This is a genomic window from Modestobacter sp. VKM Ac-2985, from assembly GCF_026967925.1.
GTDB lineage: Bacteria > Actinomycetota > Actinomycetes > Mycobacteriales > Geodermatophilaceae > Modestobacter.
Genome location: NZ_JAPVBI010000001.1, coordinates 590394 through 607578, shown reverse-complemented (window position 1 = coordinate 607578; position 17185 = coordinate 590394). Strand labels below are relative to the sequence as shown.

Sequence of the window (17185 nt, the reverse complement as noted above, 5' to 3'; positions counted from 1 at the left end):
CCCACGGGCTCAGGACGGCGGCAGGAGCCAGGTGTCCTTGCTCCCGTACGGGCCGTCCAGCGCGGCGGGGCCCTCCACGGGCGCCACCCGGGTCCACGGCGCGGGCAGTGCCCGGGTGGTGGACCCGGCGACGGTGAACACCCGCAGGCCGGCGGCCCGCGGCACGAGGGCGCCGTCGACGACGGTGGGCACCGTGGAGCCGTCGACCGGCTCCTGGGCGATGAAGCGGTGCGGGGTGGCCGCCACCTCCGCCTGCAGCTCGGCGAGCTCGGCCGCGGAGCAGCGAGGCCCGACCACCACCCCGGAACCGCCGTACCCGTCGACCGGCCGCACGACCAGTTCGTGCAGCCGGTCACGCACCTCGGCGAGGTCGGCGTCGTCGGCCAGCAGCCAGGTGCGCACGGTGTCCAGCACCGGCTCCTCACCGAGGTAGAAGCGGATCAGCTCCGGCACGTACCGGTAGGTGACCTCGCCGTCGGCCACACCGTTGCCGGGGACGTTCGCCAGCGCCAGCTCCCCGGCCCGCACCGCGGCACCGAGCAGCGCGTCCAGCGGCGCGCCGCTGGGGGTCAGGTGCGCGGCCAGCCCGGCCTCGTCCAGCTGACGGTGGAGGACGTCGACCCGCAGCCGCTGCCCGTCCACCTGCACCGCCACGCCGCCACCGCGAGCCGGCCAGAGGGTGTCCGGCGTGGCGATCGGGACGTCCATCGCCGCGGCCAGCAACCGGTGCTCGAACCAGCTGCTGCTGTGCGGCCCCTCGGAGAGCAGGGCCAGCTGGGGGGTGCCGGTGCACGCCGGCGGCGCGGCCTCGGCCAGCGCCGCGCGCAGCAGCGGCACCGCCTCGCCCGGGTCGGTGAGCCCCGCGGCCTCCGCCGCGGCGTGCAGCTCCGGCAGCGCGGCCCGGCTGCTGACCCGGTCGCTGATCGCGTGCCCGATGCCCGAGGGCGTCGACAGGTCGTCCGCGACCGCCACCCATCCGCCGGGGCCGTGCCGCAGGTCCAGCCCGGAGACGGTGACCCGCGGCTGGCCCGGCGCGGCCAGGCCGGCCGCCGAGGCGCGGAGCCCCGGGCTGGCGGCGACCACCCATGCCGGCACGACGCCGGCGCGGACCACCTCAGCATGCCGGTCGGGGTCGGTGCGCCGCCGCCCGGCCGGGCGGTAGACGTCGGCGAGGAAGGCGTTCAGCGCCCGGTGCCGCTGCTCGGCGCCGCGGGCGACGGAGGACCAGTCGGCGGCGGAGAGCAGGCGGGGCACCGGGCACAGCGGGAGCGGCCGCTCCTGCAACCGGCCGTCGACGTGGCCGCCGACCACCACCCCGCGGTCCCGGCGTTCCCGGGCGACCTCGTCGACGAGCGCGCTGATCCCGCCGGGGCCGAGCTCGTCGAGCACCTGCAGCACGGGCCGGTAGGCCGGCCGGAGCGACCCTGCTGCGCCCACCGCCTCATCGCGTGCCGAGCCGGGGTAGGGCGCGAAGACGCCGGAGGCGTCGGTCATCGCGGGCTCACAGCCAGCGATCGAACCACTCCGCGACCCGCTCCGACAGGTGCAGCAGGTTCTCCCGTCCCACGATCGTGTGACCCTCACCCCGCAGGAGGAGCAGCTCGACCGGGGCACCGAGGGCGGTCAGCTCCTGGTGCGCCTGGATCGACTCCAGCACCGGCACGTTGGTGTCCCGGTCGCCGTGGGTGAGCAGCACCGGGGACCGGAGCCGGTCCAGCACGGTCATCGGGGAGATCGCGGCCAGCATGTCCCGGTCGGTCACCGGGTCGCCGTACTCGGTGACCGAGGCCGCGGCCATCCACGGCTCGGTGCCCGCGAAGAAGGTGCGCAGGTCGCTCATCCCGGCCAGCGTCGCGCCGGCGGCGAACAGGTCCGGCCAGCGGGTGAGCGCCACCAGCGTCAGGTAGCCGCCGTAGGACCAGCCGTGCGCACCGACCCGGCCGGGCAGCGCGATCCCCTCGGCCACCAGGTGCTCGACGGTGGCGACGACGTCGGTGAACGACTCCTCGCGGGCGGCGAGGTCGTCGGCGGCCATGAACGCCCGGCCGTACCCGCCCGAGCCGCGCACGTTCGGCGCGAAGACCGTCAGCCCGGCTGCGACCAGCGACTGCGCCACCGGGTGGTAGTCCGGCCGTTCCTGCCCCTCCGGGCCGCCGTGGAAGCTCACCACCGTCCGGTTGGGGCCGGCCAGCCCTGCCGGGGTGTAGAGCCAGCCGTCCAGCTCGGTCCCGTCGGCGGCCGGGTAACGCAGCCGGACCGGCGTGACCAGCAGGCGCGGGTCGGGGTGGCGGGGCGTGCTGGGCAGCGGCACCGGCTCCCCGTCGCGGTCCAGCGGGACCGACCACAGCGACCGGGGGGAGGTGGGGCCGGTCAGCTCGGCGAGCAGCGTCCCGCCGTCGGCCGACAGGGACCAGCCGGGCATGACCGGGTGCGGCAGCGCGACGGCACGCAGCCGGCCGCCGTCAGTGAGGTCCCGCAGCTCCAGCTCGGTGACCCCGTCGGCGTTCCAGACGCACAGCACCGTCCCGTCGGCGCGCACGGCGTAGGAGTCCAGGTCGGCGTCGGGGCGGGCGAGGACCACCTGGGCCGGGCCCGGCTGCCGGTCGGCGTCCAGCGGGACGCGGACCAGCCCCGTGCGGTCGCTGCGTGGCAGCCCGGGCCGCGCCGGGAGGGCGGCGCGGAGGAAGACCGCCGAGCCGTCCGGGGCGAACCGGCCGTCCTCGGAGGCGCCGCCCCCGGGGGCGGTGAGCGGGATGACCCGCCGTTGGACGCCGGTGGCGACGTCGACCAGCACGATGTGCCGGTGCCCGCGCGGACCCCGCCGGGCGAGCACGGTCCGCTCGTCCGCGGAGACCGCGGTGACGGCGAGGAAGCCGCCGGTGGCCAGGGTGCGGTGGGCACCGCTGACCACGTCGACCAGGACGACGTCGGCGCCCGGGCCGTCCCCGGGGGCGATCGAGCAGACGTAGTGGCCACCGGCGGTCCACCCGCCGGCGAAGACGGTGGCGCGTGGGTCCTGCCCGGCGACCAGGTGCCGGTCGGTGCCGTCGGGCCGCACGGCCCACAGCTGCGCGCAGATGGAGCCGCCGGGGCTCACCAGGTAGGCCAGCCACTCGCCGTCCGGCGACCACGCGACCGAGACGACCTCCTCCTCGGCACCGGACAGCACCGCGGGCGGGGTCTGCTGGTCCAGCGCCGCGACCTCCAGCCGGGGGACGCCAGAGCGGTCGCTGACGTAGGCGACCCGGCCCCCCGTCGGCGCCAGGCTGGGGCACCAGGCGCCCGGCGCTCCGGCGATCTCGGCGACGGCGAGGCGCACCCCCGTGGGGAGCCCTGCCTCGCGCAGCACGTCGGTCACGGCACCTCCTCGGTCGGGGATCGGTGGGTCGGCGCGTCGGGGTGAGGCCGCCTGGACCACGCCGTCCCTCGCCCCCGAGTGCAGCAGATGCCCCCGTGGTGCTGTTCCACGCCGCGCCGTGAGCGCGGCCACCTCAGGTCAGCGGATGCCGTGCCGCTGCAGCCACAGCTCCAGCAGGCCGACCTGCCACAGCTGGTTGGCACCCAGCGTGGTGCGGTGGCTGTTCGGGTCGGCGAGCAGCCGTTCCACGTAGTCGGTGCGGAACAGGCCGCGTTCCCGGGCCTCCGGTGCGTGCAGCGCCGCGCGCACCGTCTCCAGGTAGTCACCGTGCAGGTCGGTGATCGCCGGCACCGGGAAGTAGCCCTTCGGCCGGTCGATCACGTCGGCGGGGATGACCGAGCGGGCCGCGTCCTTGAGCACGCCCTTCCCGCCGTGGGCCAGCTTGAGCTCCGGCGGGACGGCGGCGGCCAGCTCCACGAACTCGTGGTCCAGGAACGGCACGCGGGCCTCCAGGCCCCAGGCCATCGTCATGTTGTCGACCCGCTTGACCGGGTCGTCGACCAGCATGATCGTCGAGTCCAGCCGCAGCGCCTTGTCCAGGGTGGTGTCCGCGCCGGGCCGGGCGAAGTGCTCGGCGATCAGCGCCCGGCTGACGTCGTCGGTCACCATCCAGCGGTCGGCGAGCTGGGTGGTCAGCTCGGCGTGCGACCGGTCGACGAAGACCCGCGCGTAGGCGTCGACGGCCTCCTCGGCCGGGACGCCGTCCAGCGGCGGGTACCAGTCGTAGCCGGCCATCACCTCGTCGGCGCCCTGCCCGCTCTGCACCACCTTGACGTGCTGGCTGACCTGCTGGGAGAGCAGGTAGAAGGCGACCGCGTCGTGGCTGACCTGCGGCTCGCTCATCGCCGCGACCGCGCCGTCGAGGCCGGCGTGCACGTCGGCACTGGGCACCATCAGCCGGTGGTGGTCGGTGCCGAAGGTCTCGGCGACGACGTCGGAGTAGGCGAACTCGTCACCGGACCGCTCGCCCACGGCCTCGAAGCCGATGGAGAACGTGGCCAGCCCCTTCTGCCCCTCCTCGGCCAGCAGCCCGACGACGAGGCTCGAGTCGATGCCCCCGGACAGCAGCACGCCCACCGGGACGTCGGCGACCATCCGCCGGCGCACGGCCACGCGCAGCGACTCCAGCACCCGCTCCTGCCACTCGACCGCGTCGAGGCCGGCGAACTCGGCCCGCCGCTCGTGGACCGGGCGCCAGTACTCCCAGTCGGACTCCCGGCCGTCGGCCTCGTAGGTGCGCACCGTGGCCGGCGGCAGCTTGCCCACCCCGGCCAGGATCGTCCGCGGCGCCGGGACGACGGCGTGGAAGGACATGTAGTGGTGCAGCGCGACCGGGTCGATGCTGGTGTCCACGCCACCGGCGCGCACCAGCGCGGGCAGCGAGGAGGCGAACCGCACCCGCCCCGGCCCGCGGCTGAGGTACAGCGGCTTGATCCCGAAGCGGTCGCGGGCCAGGACCACCCGGCCGGAGTCCCGCTCGACGACGGCGAAGGCGAACATGCCCAGGAAGCGCTCGACGCAGGCCGCACCCCACCGGTGGTAGGCCTTGAGCACCACCTCGGTGTCGGAGGTGGAGAAGAAGCGGTAGCCGGCGCCCTGCAGCTCGGCGCGCAGCTCCTTGTAGTTGTAGATGATCCCGTTGAAGACCATCGTCAGCCCGAGCTCCGGGTCGACCATCGGCTGGGCGCCGGCGTCGGTCAGGTCGATGATCTTCAGCCGCCGGTGACCGAGCGCGACCGGCCCGGCCTGCCAGCCGCCGGAGCCGTCCGGCCCCCGTCGCTGCAGCTGGTCGCACATGGCGCTGACCGCCGCCATGTCGGCGACGCCCCCGTCGAACCGGACCTCACCCGAGATGCCGCACACGTGCGCCCCTCCCCTGTTCCTGTGGTGCGGCGCCGCGCTGCGCCGGCTCACTGTCCCGCCGTCCCCCTCGGCACGTGGCCGAGGGTCCGCAGGCTGCCGAGGTGCCCATTCTGGTCGTTGCGACGGGGCGCGGCGACCGGGCCTGGCGGTGAGCACGAGGAGCTCTCCGGCGCCGCTGTCGAGCCGACGCGCCGTACCGGGCGTGTCGGCGGCGCGGGCCCGCGGGTGCGCCGTTAGCGTTGTGTCGGTCTGCGAACTGCGCCGAACCGTCCTGGAGGTCGCTCCCATGCGCTCACTGCGCCTCGTGGCGCTCTCCGAGGACGGCACGCACCTGGTGCTCGCCGCGGACGCGCCCGACTCGACCGACGGCGGGCGCTTCGAGCTGCCCGTGGACGACCGGCTGCGGCAGCTCCTGCGTGCCGGCGCCCCGGCCCAGCCCCCGGCCGAGGTGGCCCACGAGCTGCCCCCGCGGGTCATCCAGGCCCGGATCCGGGCCGGCGAGACCCCCGAGCAGGTGGCGCACGCCTCCGGCACCCGGGTCGAGCGGATCATGCGCTTCGCCCACCCGGTGCTGCAGGAGCGTGCCCGGGTCGCCGAGCAGGCCCGCGGTGCCCGGGTGCGACTGTCCGAGGGCACGCCCAGCGTGCCCCTGGAGCACTTCATGTCCGAGCGGCTGCGGCTGCTCGGCGCCGACCTGGAGGCCGTCCGCTGGGACGCCCACCGCGCCGAGGACGGCACCTGGCAGGTGCAGGCGGACTGGGAGGCCGACCACAAGTCCGGCAGCACCCGCTGGAGCTACGACCTGCCCGCCCGCACGGTCACCCCGGTCGACGCCGCGACGATGGACTTCGCCGAGGGCACCCGGCTGGTCCGGGTGGTCCCCGACGTCCCGGCCGGCCTGCCCGCCGCGCCGGTCGCCCGCCGGGGGATCTCGGTGCTGCATGACGGGGAGGACGCCGAGGTCGAGGCGGCCGGTGACGACGGCGCCGAACACGACCCCGGGACGGACGACGAGGCGTGGACGGCGGGCCCGGGCGACGCGCTCCCCGAGGACGTGTCCCTCCCCGACGACGCTCCCGTCGACGAGGTGCCTGCCGAGGACGTCGTCGTCCCCGGCGAGGAGCGCCCGGCCGACGGCCCCCCGCGTCGCAGCGCCTACGACGCCGTCGACCCCGACAGCCAGGACACCGCGGTGCTGGGCACGTTGCTCGACGGCGAGACCGAGGACCCGCGCGCCCGCATCCCCGCCTGGGAGGACATCGTCTTCGGGGTCCGCCGGAACCGCTGAGCCCGGCGGCTCGACCCGGCCCGTAATCCGTTCGTCCCGGTCGGTCCCCCGGCATAGCCTGACCCGGCCATGACCGAGACCGCCGCCGCCCCCGCTGCCGACGACACCCGGGGCCGGCTCTCCTCGCTCACCCGGCTGCTGCCCTTCGCCCGTCCCTATCGCGGGCTGATCGCGCTGACCTTCACCGGCGCCCTGCTCGCCACCCTCGCCCAGCTGGCCGTCCCCCTGCTCACGCCGGCCATCGTCGAGGGGCCGATCGCCCGCGGCGACCGGGCCGCGCTCGTCCCGCTGCTCGGCCTGGCGCTGATGTTCGGCGTCGCCGAGGCAGCGCTGTTCTTCCTGCGCCGCTGGGCGATGAACATCAGCAGCCTGCAGATCGAACGCGACCTCCGCGACACCCTGTACCAGCGGCTGCAGCGGCTGCCGGTCGCCTTCCACGACCACTGGTCCTCGGGTCAGCTGCTCTCCCGGGCGACCTCCGACGTCTCCACCATCCGGCGCTTCGTCGGTTTCGGCGCCGTCTTCCTGGTCGTCAACCTGCTCACCTGCGTCGTCGTCGGCGTGCTGCTGGTGGTCACCTGGTGGCCGCTCGGCATCGCGGTGCTGGCCACGACCCTGCCGCTGGTCTTCTTCGGGATGAGGCTGGAGAAGCAGTACAACGTCGAGTCCCGGCTGATCCAGGACGAGCAGGGCGAGCTGGCCACCGACGTCGAGGAGGCCGTCCAGGGCATCCGGGTGGTCAAGTCCCTCGGCCGCAGCGGGATGGTGTTCGGCCGCTACGACCGCAAGGCGCTGCGGCTGCGCGACCTGGAGCTGGGCAGGGTCCGCACGCTCGCGCTGATCTGGTGCCTGTTCGAGTTCCAGCCGCAGATCACCCTCGCGGTGATCCTGGTGGGCGGCTCGCTCGCGATCAGCAGCGGCGCCCTGACCGTCGGCGGGCTGATCGGCTTCGTCGCGCTGTTCACCGTGCTGCTGTGGCCGATCCTCTCCCTGGGCTTCCTGCTCGCCCAGGCGCAGGAGACGGCCAGCGCCTGCGACCGGATCGGCGAGCTGCTCGACGCCCCGCTCACCGTCACCGACTCCCCCGGCGCCCGCCCCGCCGCGGTGGGCACGCCGGCCCGGCTGCGGTTCGAGCACGTGGGCTTCCGCTTCCCCGGCTCGGCCGACCCGGTGCTCACCGACGTCGACCTGGTGGTCGAGCCCGGCGAGACGGTGGCGCTGGTGGGTGCCACCGGGTCGGGCAAGACGACGATGACCGCCCTGGTCGCCCGGCTCCACGACGTCACCAGCGGGCGGGTCACCCTGGACGGGCACGACGTCCGCGACCTCCCGCTCGCGCAGCTGCGCACCGTGGTGGCCACGGCGTTCGAGGAGGCCACGCTGTTCTCGATGAGCGTCCGGGAGAACGTCACGCTGGGCCGGCCGGACGCCGGGGACGCCGACGTGGCCGAGGCGCTGCGGGTGGCGCAGGCCGACTTCGTGCACGACCTGCCCTGGGGGCTCGACACCCGGATCGGCGAGCAGGGCCTGTCGCTGTCCGGTGGGCAGCGGCAGCGGCTGGCCCTTGCCCGGGCGGTGCTCGGGCGGCCGTCGGTGCTGGTGCTCGACGACCCGCTGTCCGCCCTCGACGTGCACACCGAGGCGCTGGTCGAACGCGCCCTGCGCGAGGTGCTCGCCGAGACGACCGCACTGGTGGTCGCCCACCGGGCCTCCACCGTGCTGCTCGCCGACCGGGTGGCCCTGCTGGAGCAGGGCCGGATCACCGCCGTCGGGCGGCACACCGACCTGCTCGCCCAGGTGCCCGCCTACCGGGCCCTGCTCTCCTCGGAATCGGAGCTGGCCGGCGCCGACCGGGCGGGCACCGACCTGACCGGGGTGGGCTGCCCATGACCACCCCGGGCACCGGCACGGCGGTGACCACCACCGCCGGCGCACCGGCCGACGCGCACGCCGACTGGCGGGGCGTGGCCGGCGAGGACGCCGACGACCTCGACACCTCGGCCAGTTCGTTCCTCCGCGGTCGTTCCCGGCGGCTGCTCGGTGAGCTGCTGCACCCGCACCGGCGGGTGCTGTGGCAGCTGCTGGCCGTGATCGTCGTGCAGAACCTCGCCTGGCTGGCCGGCCCGCTGCTGATCGGGATCGGCATCGACGTCGCCGTCCCGGCGCTGCTGGACGGCGATCCGTGGCCGCTGGTCTGGACGACGTCGGCCATGGTCACCGCAGCCGTGCTGGACGCCGCACTGCGCTACCGGTTCCTCATCGGCTCCGGGCGGGTCGGCCAGGCGGTGCTGCTCACCCTGCGGCGGCGGGTGTTCACCCACGTCCAGGCACTGCCGCTGTCCTTCCACGAGCGGTACACGTCGGGCAAGACGATCAGCCGGCTCACCAGCGACGTCGAGGCGCTCGCCGAGCTGCTGGACGAGGGCCTGGACGGGCTGCTCACCGCCCTGTTCAGCGTCGTGTCCATCGGCGCCCTGATGCTGGTGCTCGACCTGCCCCTGGGCCTCGTGGCGCTGCTCGGCCTCCCGGCGCTCTACCTCGTCGGCCGCTGGTTCCAGCGCGGCTCGACGGTCGCCTACCGGCACACCCGGCAGACCGTCGCCGCGCTGATCGTGCAGTTCACCGAGAGCTTCGGTGGCATCCGGGCGGTGCAGGCCTTCCGCCGGGAGCCGCGCAACGACGACCTGCACGCCGAGCTGAACGAGGCCAACCGGAGGGCCCACCACCGTGCCTTCTGGCTGATCGCCGTCTTCGTGCCGAGCGTGACGATGATCGGCAACCTGGTCACCGTCGCGGTGCTCGGCTACGGCGCGCTGCGGGTGATGGACGGCGACCTGGAGGTCGGCTTCCTGCTGTCGTTCCTGGTCTACCTGCGCCGCTTCTTCGACCCGCTGCAGGACGTCGCGATGTTCTACAACAGCTACCAGTCGGCCAGCGCCGCACTGGAGAAGCTGTCCGGCGTCCTGGAGGAGGGCTCCAGCGTGCCGGAGCCGGCCGATCCGCTGCCGCTGCCCTCGCCGGCCGCCGGGGAGGTCGTCTTCGACGGCGTCCGGTTCGGCTACGGCGGCGCGACCGTCCTCCCGCAGCTGGACCTGGCCATCCCGGCCGGGCAGACCGTCGCGCTCGTCGGCGCGACCGGGGCGGGCAAGTCCACCCTGGCCCGGCTCGCCGCCCGGTTCTACGACCCGGGCGCCGGCCAGGTGCGGCTGGACGGCATCCCGCTGGACCGGCTCGCCGACGCCGACCTGCGCCGGGCGGTGGTGATGGTGACCCAGGAGAGCTTCCTGTTCTCCGGGTCGATCGCCGACAACATCTCCTTCGGCAAGCCGGACGCCACCCGGGACGAGATCGTGGCAGCGGCCCGGGCGATCGGGGCGGACGCCTTCATCCGGGCGCTGCCGGAGGGCTACGACACCGAGGTCGCCAAGCGGGGCGGGCGGCTGTCGGCCGGTCAGCGCCAGCTGGTCAGCTTCGCCCGGGCGTTCCTCGCCGACCCCGCGGTGCTGGTCCTCGACGAGGCCACCAGCTCCCTCGACGTGCCCAGCGAGGTGCTGGTGCAGCGGGCGCTGCAGACGCTGCTGGCCGACCGGACGGCGCTGATCATCGCCCACCGGCTGTCCACGGTGGAGATCGCCGACCGGGTGCTGGTGATGGAGGCCGGCCGGGTCGTCGAGGACGGCTCCCCCGCCGAGCTGGTCGGCGGTGCCGGCCGGTTCGCCGACCTGCACCGCGCCTGGGCCGACAGCCTGGTGTGACGAAGGACCCCCATGCCCCCCACCCTTCGCAGGCTCAGGGCGGGCCCCTGCAAGGGGGCCGGCGGAACAGGGTGTCCGTGAAGATCGTTCCGGGTAGTACGCCGGTCGTCGTCCTGCGGGATGCGAGGGGTGGCCGGAACGTCCGGCCTCCGCCAACAGGCCGGCACAGAACGGAGACAGACATGTCAGCTTCGGTGTCCATGCCGCTCGGCGGCGTCCAGGTCGGCTCCTACGAGGACTACCAGCAGGCCCAGCGGGCGGTGGACTTCCTCTCCGACGAGAAGTTCCCGGTCGAGAACGTGACGATCATCGGCACCGACCTGCGGATGGTCGAGCGGGTCACCGGCCGGCTCAGCTGGGGCCGGGCGATCGCCGCGGGTGCGGCCAGCGGCGCCTGGTTCGGGCTCTTCGTCGGCCTGCTGCTCGGCATCTTCGCCGCCGACGGCGGCGGCTGGATCGGCTCGGTGCTCACCGGCCTGCTGATCGGGCTCGTGTTCGGCGCTGTGTTCGGGGCGGTCGGCTACTCGACCAGCCGCGGGCAGCGTGACTTCACCAGCACCAGCAAGGTGGTGGCCAGCCGCTACGACGTGATGTGCGCGCCGCAGCACGCCGAGCAGGCCCGCGCCGAGCTCGCCAAGCTCTCCCTGCGCGGCTGAGGCAGCGGGCGCACCGCCGGCATCACGTGCCGCCGCCGGTGCCCCCCAGCCCGGTGCGCTGCCCCGGGCCGTCGATGCCGCGGTAGGCGTCTGCGTTGCCGTGGACGGCGGCCCCACGGAGCCTGGAGCCCGCGTCACCGGGCAGCCGGGGACCGTCGGCGGACATCCGGGCACGACGGGCCCTGGCGCGGTGGTCCAGCAGAGCCGCCGCGGCGAGCAGGGCCACCAGGATGGCCCCGGTCACGATCAGGAACGTCATGGCGGAACCGTAGGGGCCGGAACGGCGCAGCGCGAGCCCCTCGCCGCGAGAGCTCAGCGCAGCGTGGCGAAGGCGACCGCCGCGGCAGCGGCCACGCCGAGGGAGTCCACCCCGCTGCGCATCGGGATGCGGGCCCGTACCCGGGCGGCCGTCTTCGCCGCGGGGGTGAGCCCCGGGCCCTCGGCGCCGAGCAGGACGGCGGTGCGCGGGTGGGCGGCGAGATCGACGTCGCCGAGGTCCACGGCGTCGGCGGCCGGGGTCAGCGCCACCGTCAGGTAGCCGGCGTCGCGCAGCCGGTCCAGGTCCGTCGGCCAGCTGCCCAGCACCGCGATCGGCAGGGACAGCACGTGCCCCATCGACACCCGCACGCACCGCCGGTAGAGCGGGTCGGCGCAGGTGGGGTCCAGCAGCAGCCCGTCGACCCCGAGGGCCATCGCCGACCGGGCGATCGAGCCGATGTTCTCGTGGTCGTTCAGCCCCTCCAGCACCGCCAGCCGGCGCGGCGCGGCCGGGTCGGGACCGGTCAGCAGCTCGTCCAGGTCCGCCGGGGGGAGTCGGTCGGCGGAGGCGAGCACGCCGCGGGTCAGCCGGAAGCCGATGACGTCGGAGAGCACCCACCGGTCGGCCTCGTAGGCCGGCACGTCGTCGGGGAGCTGCAGGTCGGCCACGCGCCCGGGGATGCCGAAGACGCTGCGCACCGGGTAGTCCGAGGCGAGCAGCCGCTGGACCGCCGGCACCCCCTCCACGATCACCGGTCCGGTGCCGCGTTCGGTCCCGGGCTTGCGGTCGCCGGCGACCAGGTCGCGGAAGTCGGCCACCCGCTCGTCGGCCGGGTCGGTGATCAGCACAGGGGGGACGGGCACGCCGACGATCATCCCCGGCGACCCCCGACGCGCACGATCCGGTGGGGGCCAGCAGGATCGACCGGGTGAACACCGCGGACACCACGACCGTCGTCGGCGGCGGCATCGCCGGCATCGCCTGCGCCCGGGCCCTGGCCGACCGGGGGCTGCCGGTGCAGGTCCTGGACCGGGGCCGCCGACTCGGTGGCCGGATGGGCGGCCGCACCCTGCACGGCCGCGCCGTCGACCTGGGCGCCTCCTACTTCACCGTGGGTGAGGACGACGGGTTCGCACGCGTCGTCGCCGGGTGGGTGGACCGCGGCCTGGTCCGGCCGTGGACCGACACGTTCGCGGTCGCCGGACCGGACGGCATCGAGCGGACGACGTCCGGCCCGCTGCGCTACGGCACCGCCGGCGGCCTCCGCGGCCTGGTCGTCGACCTCGCCGGGGGCCTGGACGTGCAGCTGGATCGGGCGGTCACCCGCGTCGGCGTCAGCGGGAGCCCGACGGTGGACGGGGACCCGGCCGCCGCCGTCGTGCTCGCGATGCCCGACCCGCAGGCCGCCCGGCTGCTGGACCCGGGTGCGGAGATCGCCGGGAGCCTGCAGGACGCCGAGTGGCAGCCCACGCTCGCGGTGGCCGTCGGCTTCCCCGAGCGGAGCTGGCCGGCCGACCTGCACGGTGTCTTCGTGCACGACTCCCCCGTCCTGGACTGGGTCGCCGACGACGGCGACCGGCGCGGGGACGGCGCTCCGGTGCTCGTCGCACACACGACGCCCGCCTTCGCCGCCGAGCACCTGGCCCAGCCCGAGCGGGCCGCCCCCGCGGTCGTCGCCGCCCTGCGCGCCCTGCTCGGCCTGTCGGGCGAGCCGGAGTGGACGCACCTCCACCGCTGGACGTTCGCGAAGCCGACCGCCCCGCGCGAGGCGCCGTTCGCCCTCGTCGACGGTGTCGGGCTGTGCGGCGACGGCTGGGCGGCACCGTCCAAGGTGGAGAGCGCCTGGCGTTCCGGGGACGCCCTGGGCAGCGCCCTGGCCGACGCGACCGCCTGACCGGCCCGCCGACCCGGATCGGGGGCCCACGTGCCCGGGGGCTTCAGCCCACCGCCCGGACCGGCCGAGGCCGGGGTCGAACGGGAGCGGTCGGGCGGTTCGCGCACGGCGGCGCTCGCCCGGGGCGTCGGCGTCCCCGCGCTGGTCGCCACCCTCATCGGCCTGGCCTTCGTGGTGGTCTTCCTCGCCGCCTTCCACGCCGCCGTGCCGCACGACCTGCCGGTGGCCGTGGTGGGCAGCCAGCAGGAGGTGGCCGCGGTGACCGACGCCCTGGAGGAACGGCTGCCCGGCCGGCTGGCTCCCCGGCCGCTGCCCGACGAGGCCGCCGCCCGGGCCGCCGTCCGGCAGGCCGACGTCTACGGGGCCCTGCTGCTGACGGGCCCGCAGCCGCAGCTGCTCGTCGCCGGGGCCCATGGGCAGGGCGTCACCACCACCCTCACCGAGGCGTTCCAGCCGGTCACCGAGGACCTGCAGGTGGAGGACGTGCAGCCGCTCTCCCCTGGCGACACCCGTGGCCTGGGCATCTTCTACGGCGCGTTCGGGGTGGTGCTGGGCGGCTTCCTGTTCGGGATCAACTCCTACCAGGCCGCCCCGAAGCTGCCGCTGCGCTGGCGGGTGGTGAGCATCCTGCTGTTCGCGGTGGCCTCCGGGCTGCTGGTCGCCTGGGCAGCGGGGGTGCTGTTCGACGCCGTCCCCGCCGACTTCGGGGTGCTCGCCCTGCTGGTCGGGTTGCTGGCGCTGGCGGTCGGCGCACCAGCCGCCCTGCTGCTGCGGACGATCGGCTCCGGCGGCACGTTCGTGACCTCGCTCGGCCTGATCATCCTGGGCAACGCCACCAGCACCGGGAACCTGCCGGCGGCGTACCTGCCGCCGTGGATGGAGCCGCTGGCCGGCATCCTCCCTCCCGGGGTGGCGGTACGGGCGTTGCGCGGCGCCTCCTACTTCGCGGACGACGGCGTCACCCGGGCCTTGTGGGTGCTGACATCGTGGGCGATCGTGCCGCTGCTGTTGATCGCCGCGCTGGACGCCGTGCGCCGTCGGCGCCGCACGGGTCCCCCCGGTGCCTGAACCCGGCTCTCCCCCACCCGGGGGAGACCGGCCCCCCGGAGGTGCAGCCGACGCTCTCCGCTGCCGACCTGGTGGCATGGCGCCACGGCGGACGACAGGTCGGGGGGGCACCCCTGCCCGGTGGTCGGCGTTCGGCCGCCTCGCTGCCGGGATGGCCCTCCTGGGCATCGCCGTGGGCGCCGTCTTCCCGCTCTTCGCCGAGCTGCTGGGCGTGCCCGCGCGGTATGCCGCCGACCCGACGTTCCGTGCCGCCTGCCTCGCCGCCGGGCTGGTGCTCGGCGCGGCCAACTGGCTGCTGGCCCGGCGGGTCATCGGCAGCCGGCTGCGACTGCTGGCCGAGCGGATCGCCGATGTCGCCGACACGGTCGGCAACCCGGTGAGCACTGCCCAGGCCCCGGCCCCGCCGGCTGCCGCGCTGGCTCTCCCGGTGGGCTCGACGGACGACCTGGGCACCACCGCAGCCGCCTTCAACGCCCTGCTGGCGGCCCTGGACCGGGAGCGCCGCTTCCGCTCCGTGGTGCAGGCCACCAACGACGTCCTGGCGCTGCTCACCCCGAGCGGATCCGTCTCCTTCGTCTCCGACTCGGTCTCCGACGTGCTGGGCTGGTCGCGCGAGGAGCTGCTGGGCCGGCAGGTGCACGAGCTGCTGCACCTGGAGGACGCCGACCTGTTCACCGCCGACGGTGCGCCGATCACCAATGCCGAGGCCCCGTCCCAGGTCTTCCTCGTCCAGGCCCGGCACCGGGACGGCGGCTGGCGGCACCTGGAGGTCAGCTCCTCGGACCGGCGCGAGGACCCCGTCATCGGCGGACTGCTGGTGACCGCACGGGACGTGACCGAGCGTCTGGAACTGCAGCGCCGGCTGGCGTTCCAGGCGACCCACGACGGGCTGACCGGCCTGCCGAACCGGGCAGCGCTGCTCGCCCGGGGCGCCGAACTGCTCGCCGAGCTGACCCCGCTCGCCGTGCTGCTGCTGGACCTCGACCGGTTCAAGGAGGTCAACGACACCCTCGGACACAGCTACGGCGACCGGCTGCTCGCCCAGGTCGGACCGCGACTGCAGCCCGTCCTGAGGGACGTCGACCTGCTCGCCCGGCTCGGTGGCGACGAGTTCGCCGTGCTGCTGCCCGGCGCGACGGCAGAGGACGCCTGCAGCGCGGCCCTGCGGCTGCGCGACGCCCTGCGCACCCCGTTCCCGGTCGACGACCTGCTGCTGGACGTCGGCGTCAGCATCGGCGCCTCCGTCTCCGGGGCGGACCCGACGGAGATCGGCGCCCTGCTGCGCCAGGCCGACGTCGCCATGTACGTGGCCAAGGAACGCCGCAGCGGCGTCGAGCTGTACGACCTCGCGACCGACCAGCACGACCGCAGGCGCCGCCTGCTCACCGAGCTCGGCCACAACTGACCCCCTCGGGCGCCCGATCCGCCCTTGTCGCGGGCGGACAACTCATCTAGCGTTGAGTTCATCAGCTGTTGAGTTCTTCGGAGGCCGCCGTGGACGCCGTCACCGTCACCGATCTCGTCGTGCACCGCGGTGCCCGGCCGGTCCTGCACGAGGTGGGCTGCTCGGTCCCGTCCGGGCAGGTCACCGGCCTGCTCGGGCCCAGCGGCAGCGGCAAGAGCACGCTGCTGCGCGCCCTGGTCGGGGCCCAGCGGGTCCGGTCGGGCACCGTGACCGTGCTCGGCCACCCCGCCGGCTCGGCCGAGCTGCGTTCCCGGGTCGGGTACGTCACCCAGGCGCCCAGCGTCTACGCCGACCTCACCGTGCGGGAGAACGCCCGCCACTTCGCGGCGCTGTACGGCCGGGGGACGGCGGCCGCCGATGCGGCGATCGCCGACGTCGGCCTCGCCGAGGCGGCCGGCCAGCTGGTCGGTGACCTCTCCGGCGGCCAGCGGGGCCGGGCGTCGCTGGCCTGCGCCCTCGTCGGCGAGCCGGAGCTGCTGGTGCTCGACGAGCCCACGGTCGGGCTGGACCCGGTGCTGCGGGTCGAGCTGTGGAGCCGGTTCCACGCCCTGGCCGCGGCCGGTACGACGTTGCTGGTCTCCAGCCACGTGATGGACGAGGCCGGTCGCTGCGACCGGCTGCTCCTGCTCCGCGACGGGCGACTGCTCAGCGACTCCTCCCCGGCCGAGCTGCGCGCCCGGACCGGCACCGACGACCTGGAGCAGGCCTTCCTCTCCCTGGTCCGCACCACCGAGGGAGCGTCGTCGTGACCACCGCGCTCTCCCCACGGCTGGCCTCCGCCACCGCCGGCCGGGTGCTCCGCCAGCTGCGACACGACCACCGCACGGTCGCGATGATGCTGGTGCTGCCCAGCGCACTGCTGGGGCTGCTGTACCTGCTCTGGGCCGAGGTGCCCACCCCGCCCGGGCAGCCGGACACCTTCGACCGGGTCGGGCTGACCATGCTCGGGGTCTTCCCGTTCGTGGTCATGTTCCTGGTGACGAGCATCGCGATGCTGCGCGAGCGCACCTCGGGCACGTTGGAGCGGCTCCTCACCACCCCGCTGTCCCGGCTGGACCTGCTGCTCGGCTACGGCCTCGCCTTCGGGCTGGCCGCTGCGCTCCAGGCGGTGGTCACCGTGACGATCGCGACCACGGTCTACGACCTGGACGTCACCGGGTCGCTGTCCCTGGTCGTGCTGATCGCCGTCGTCGACGCTGCGCTCGGGGTGGCGCTCGGGCTGCTGGCCAGCGCATTCGCCCGCAGCGAGTTCCAGGCGGTGCAGCTCATGCCGGTGGTCGTCCTCCCCCAGTTCTTCCTCTGCGGGCTGCTGGTCCCGCGGGACCAGCTGACCGGCTGGCTGCAGGCGGTCAGCGACGTCCTGCCGCTGAGCTACGCCGTCGCGGCCCTCCAGGAGGTCGGCGCCTCGGCGGAGGCGACGGGCACCATGTGGGTCGACGTCGGTGTGGTCGCCGGCGCGACGCTGCTGGCCCTGGGGCTGGCCGCGGCCACCCTGCGGAGGAGGACCAGCTGAGCGACC

Annotated in this window: 14 protein-coding genes; 9 read left to right on the top strand and 5 right to left on the bottom strand. The window is 75.1% G+C overall.

The features are described 5' to 3' along the window. Positions 1 to 9: 9 nt before the first annotated feature. The 3 genes from O2V61_RS02745 to O2V61_RS02735 all read right to left on the bottom strand — a co-directional run bounded on the left by O2V61_RS02745 (position 10) and on the right by O2V61_RS02735 (position 5281). Positions 10 to 1494 carry a circularly permuted type 2 ATP-grasp protein gene (locus O2V61_RS02745; RefSeq protein ID WP_269181800.1) on the bottom strand — a complete coding sequence of 495 codons (1485 nt, stop codon included), beginning with the start codon at positions 1492 to 1494 and terminating at the stop codon, positions 10 to 12. A gap of 7 nt (positions 1495 to 1501) precedes the next feature. Further along, the gene (locus tag O2V61_RS02740) at positions 1502 to 3358 is read right to left on the bottom strand and encodes a S9 family peptidase (RefSeq protein ID WP_269181799.1); all 1857 of its coding nucleotides are present in this window, start codon (positions 3356 to 3358) and stop codon (positions 1502 to 1504) included. 138 nt (positions 3359 to 3496) lie between these two features. Next, positions 3497 to 5281: an N-acetylglutaminylglutamine amidotransferase gene (locus tag O2V61_RS02735; protein ID WP_269181798.1), complete on the bottom strand. Its 1785-nt coding sequence runs from the start codon at positions 5279 to 5281 to the stop codon at positions 3497 to 3499. A gap of 286 nt (positions 5282 to 5567) precedes the next feature. Between O2V61_RS02735 and sepH the strand changes: the two genes are divergently transcribed. The 4 genes from sepH to O2V61_RS02715 all read left to right on the top strand — a co-directional run bounded on the left by sepH (position 5568) and on the right by O2V61_RS02715 (position 10980). Continuing rightward, on the top strand, positions 5568 to 6569 hold the full coding sequence (gene sepH / locus O2V61_RS02730; protein ID WP_269181797.1) for a septation protein SepH: 1002 nt from the start codon (positions 5568 to 5570) through the stop codon (positions 6567 to 6569). Between the two features lie 69 nt (positions 6570 to 6638). Then, positions 6639 to 8459: an ABC transporter ATP-binding protein gene (locus O2V61_RS02725; RefSeq protein WP_269181796.1), complete on the top strand. Its 1821-nt coding sequence runs from the start codon at positions 6639 to 6641 to the stop codon at positions 8457 to 8459. Beyond that, complete coding sequence (locus tag O2V61_RS02720; protein WP_269181795.1) at positions 8456 to 10324, top strand: ABC transporter ATP-binding protein; 1869 nt, start codon at positions 8456 to 8458, stop codon at positions 10322 to 10324. The genes O2V61_RS02725 and O2V61_RS02720 overlap by 4 nt, the downstream gene beginning before the upstream one ends. 182 nt (positions 10325 to 10506) lie before the next feature. Then, positions 10507 to 10980 carry a general stress protein gene (locus O2V61_RS02715; protein ID WP_269159856.1) on the top strand — a complete coding sequence of 158 codons (474 nt, stop codon included), beginning with the start codon at positions 10507 to 10509 and terminating at the stop codon, positions 10978 to 10980. A gap of 22 nt (positions 10981 to 11002) precedes the next feature. On the opposite strand, the gene O2V61_RS02710 is transcribed toward O2V61_RS02715, so the two are convergent. Together O2V61_RS02710 and O2V61_RS02705 are read right to left on the bottom strand one after the other, a co-directional pair. Continuing rightward, positions 11003 to 11239 carry a hypothetical protein gene (locus O2V61_RS02710; RefSeq protein ID WP_269181794.1) on the bottom strand — a complete coding sequence of 79 codons (237 nt, stop codon included), beginning with the start codon at positions 11237 to 11239 and terminating at the stop codon, positions 11003 to 11005. A gap of 53 nt (positions 11240 to 11292) precedes the next feature. Then, on the bottom strand, positions 11293 to 12102 hold the full coding sequence (locus O2V61_RS02705; RefSeq protein WP_269181793.1) for a TrmH family RNA methyltransferase: 810 nt from the start codon (positions 12100 to 12102) through the stop codon (positions 11293 to 11295). A gap of 65 nt (positions 12103 to 12167) precedes the next feature. On the opposite strand from O2V61_RS02705, the gene O2V61_RS02700 reads away from it, so the two are divergent. The 5 genes from O2V61_RS02700 to O2V61_RS02680 all read left to right on the top strand — a co-directional run bounded on the left by O2V61_RS02700 (position 12168) and on the right by O2V61_RS02680 (position 17179). Further along, complete coding sequence (locus tag O2V61_RS02700) at positions 12168 to 13133, top strand: NAD(P)/FAD-dependent oxidoreductase (RefSeq protein WP_269181792.1); 966 nt, start codon at positions 12168 to 12170, stop codon at positions 13131 to 13133. Between the two features lie 30 nt (positions 13134 to 13163). Continuing rightward, positions 13164 to 14201 (top strand): hypothetical protein, encoded by a 1038-nt coding sequence (locus tag O2V61_RS02695; RefSeq protein ID WP_269181791.1) that lies wholly within the window; start codon positions 13164 to 13166, stop codon positions 14199 to 14201. 151 nt (positions 14202 to 14352) lie between these two features. After that, complete coding sequence (locus O2V61_RS02690; protein ID WP_269181790.1) at positions 14353 to 15606, top strand: sensor domain-containing diguanylate cyclase; 1254 nt, start codon at positions 14353 to 14355, stop codon at positions 15604 to 15606. 89 nt (positions 15607 to 15695) lie between these two features. Continuing rightward, the gene (locus tag O2V61_RS02685) at positions 15696 to 16415 is read left to right on the top strand and encodes an ABC transporter ATP-binding protein (protein WP_269181789.1); all 720 of its coding nucleotides are present in this window, start codon (positions 15696 to 15698) and stop codon (positions 16413 to 16415) included. Beyond that, complete coding sequence (locus tag O2V61_RS02680; RefSeq protein WP_269181788.1) at positions 16412 to 17179, top strand: ABC transporter permease; 768 nt, start codon at positions 16412 to 16414, stop codon at positions 17177 to 17179. Before O2V61_RS02685 ends, O2V61_RS02680 begins: the two co-directional genes overlap by 4 nt. Positions 17180 to 17185: the final 6 nt, after the last annotated feature.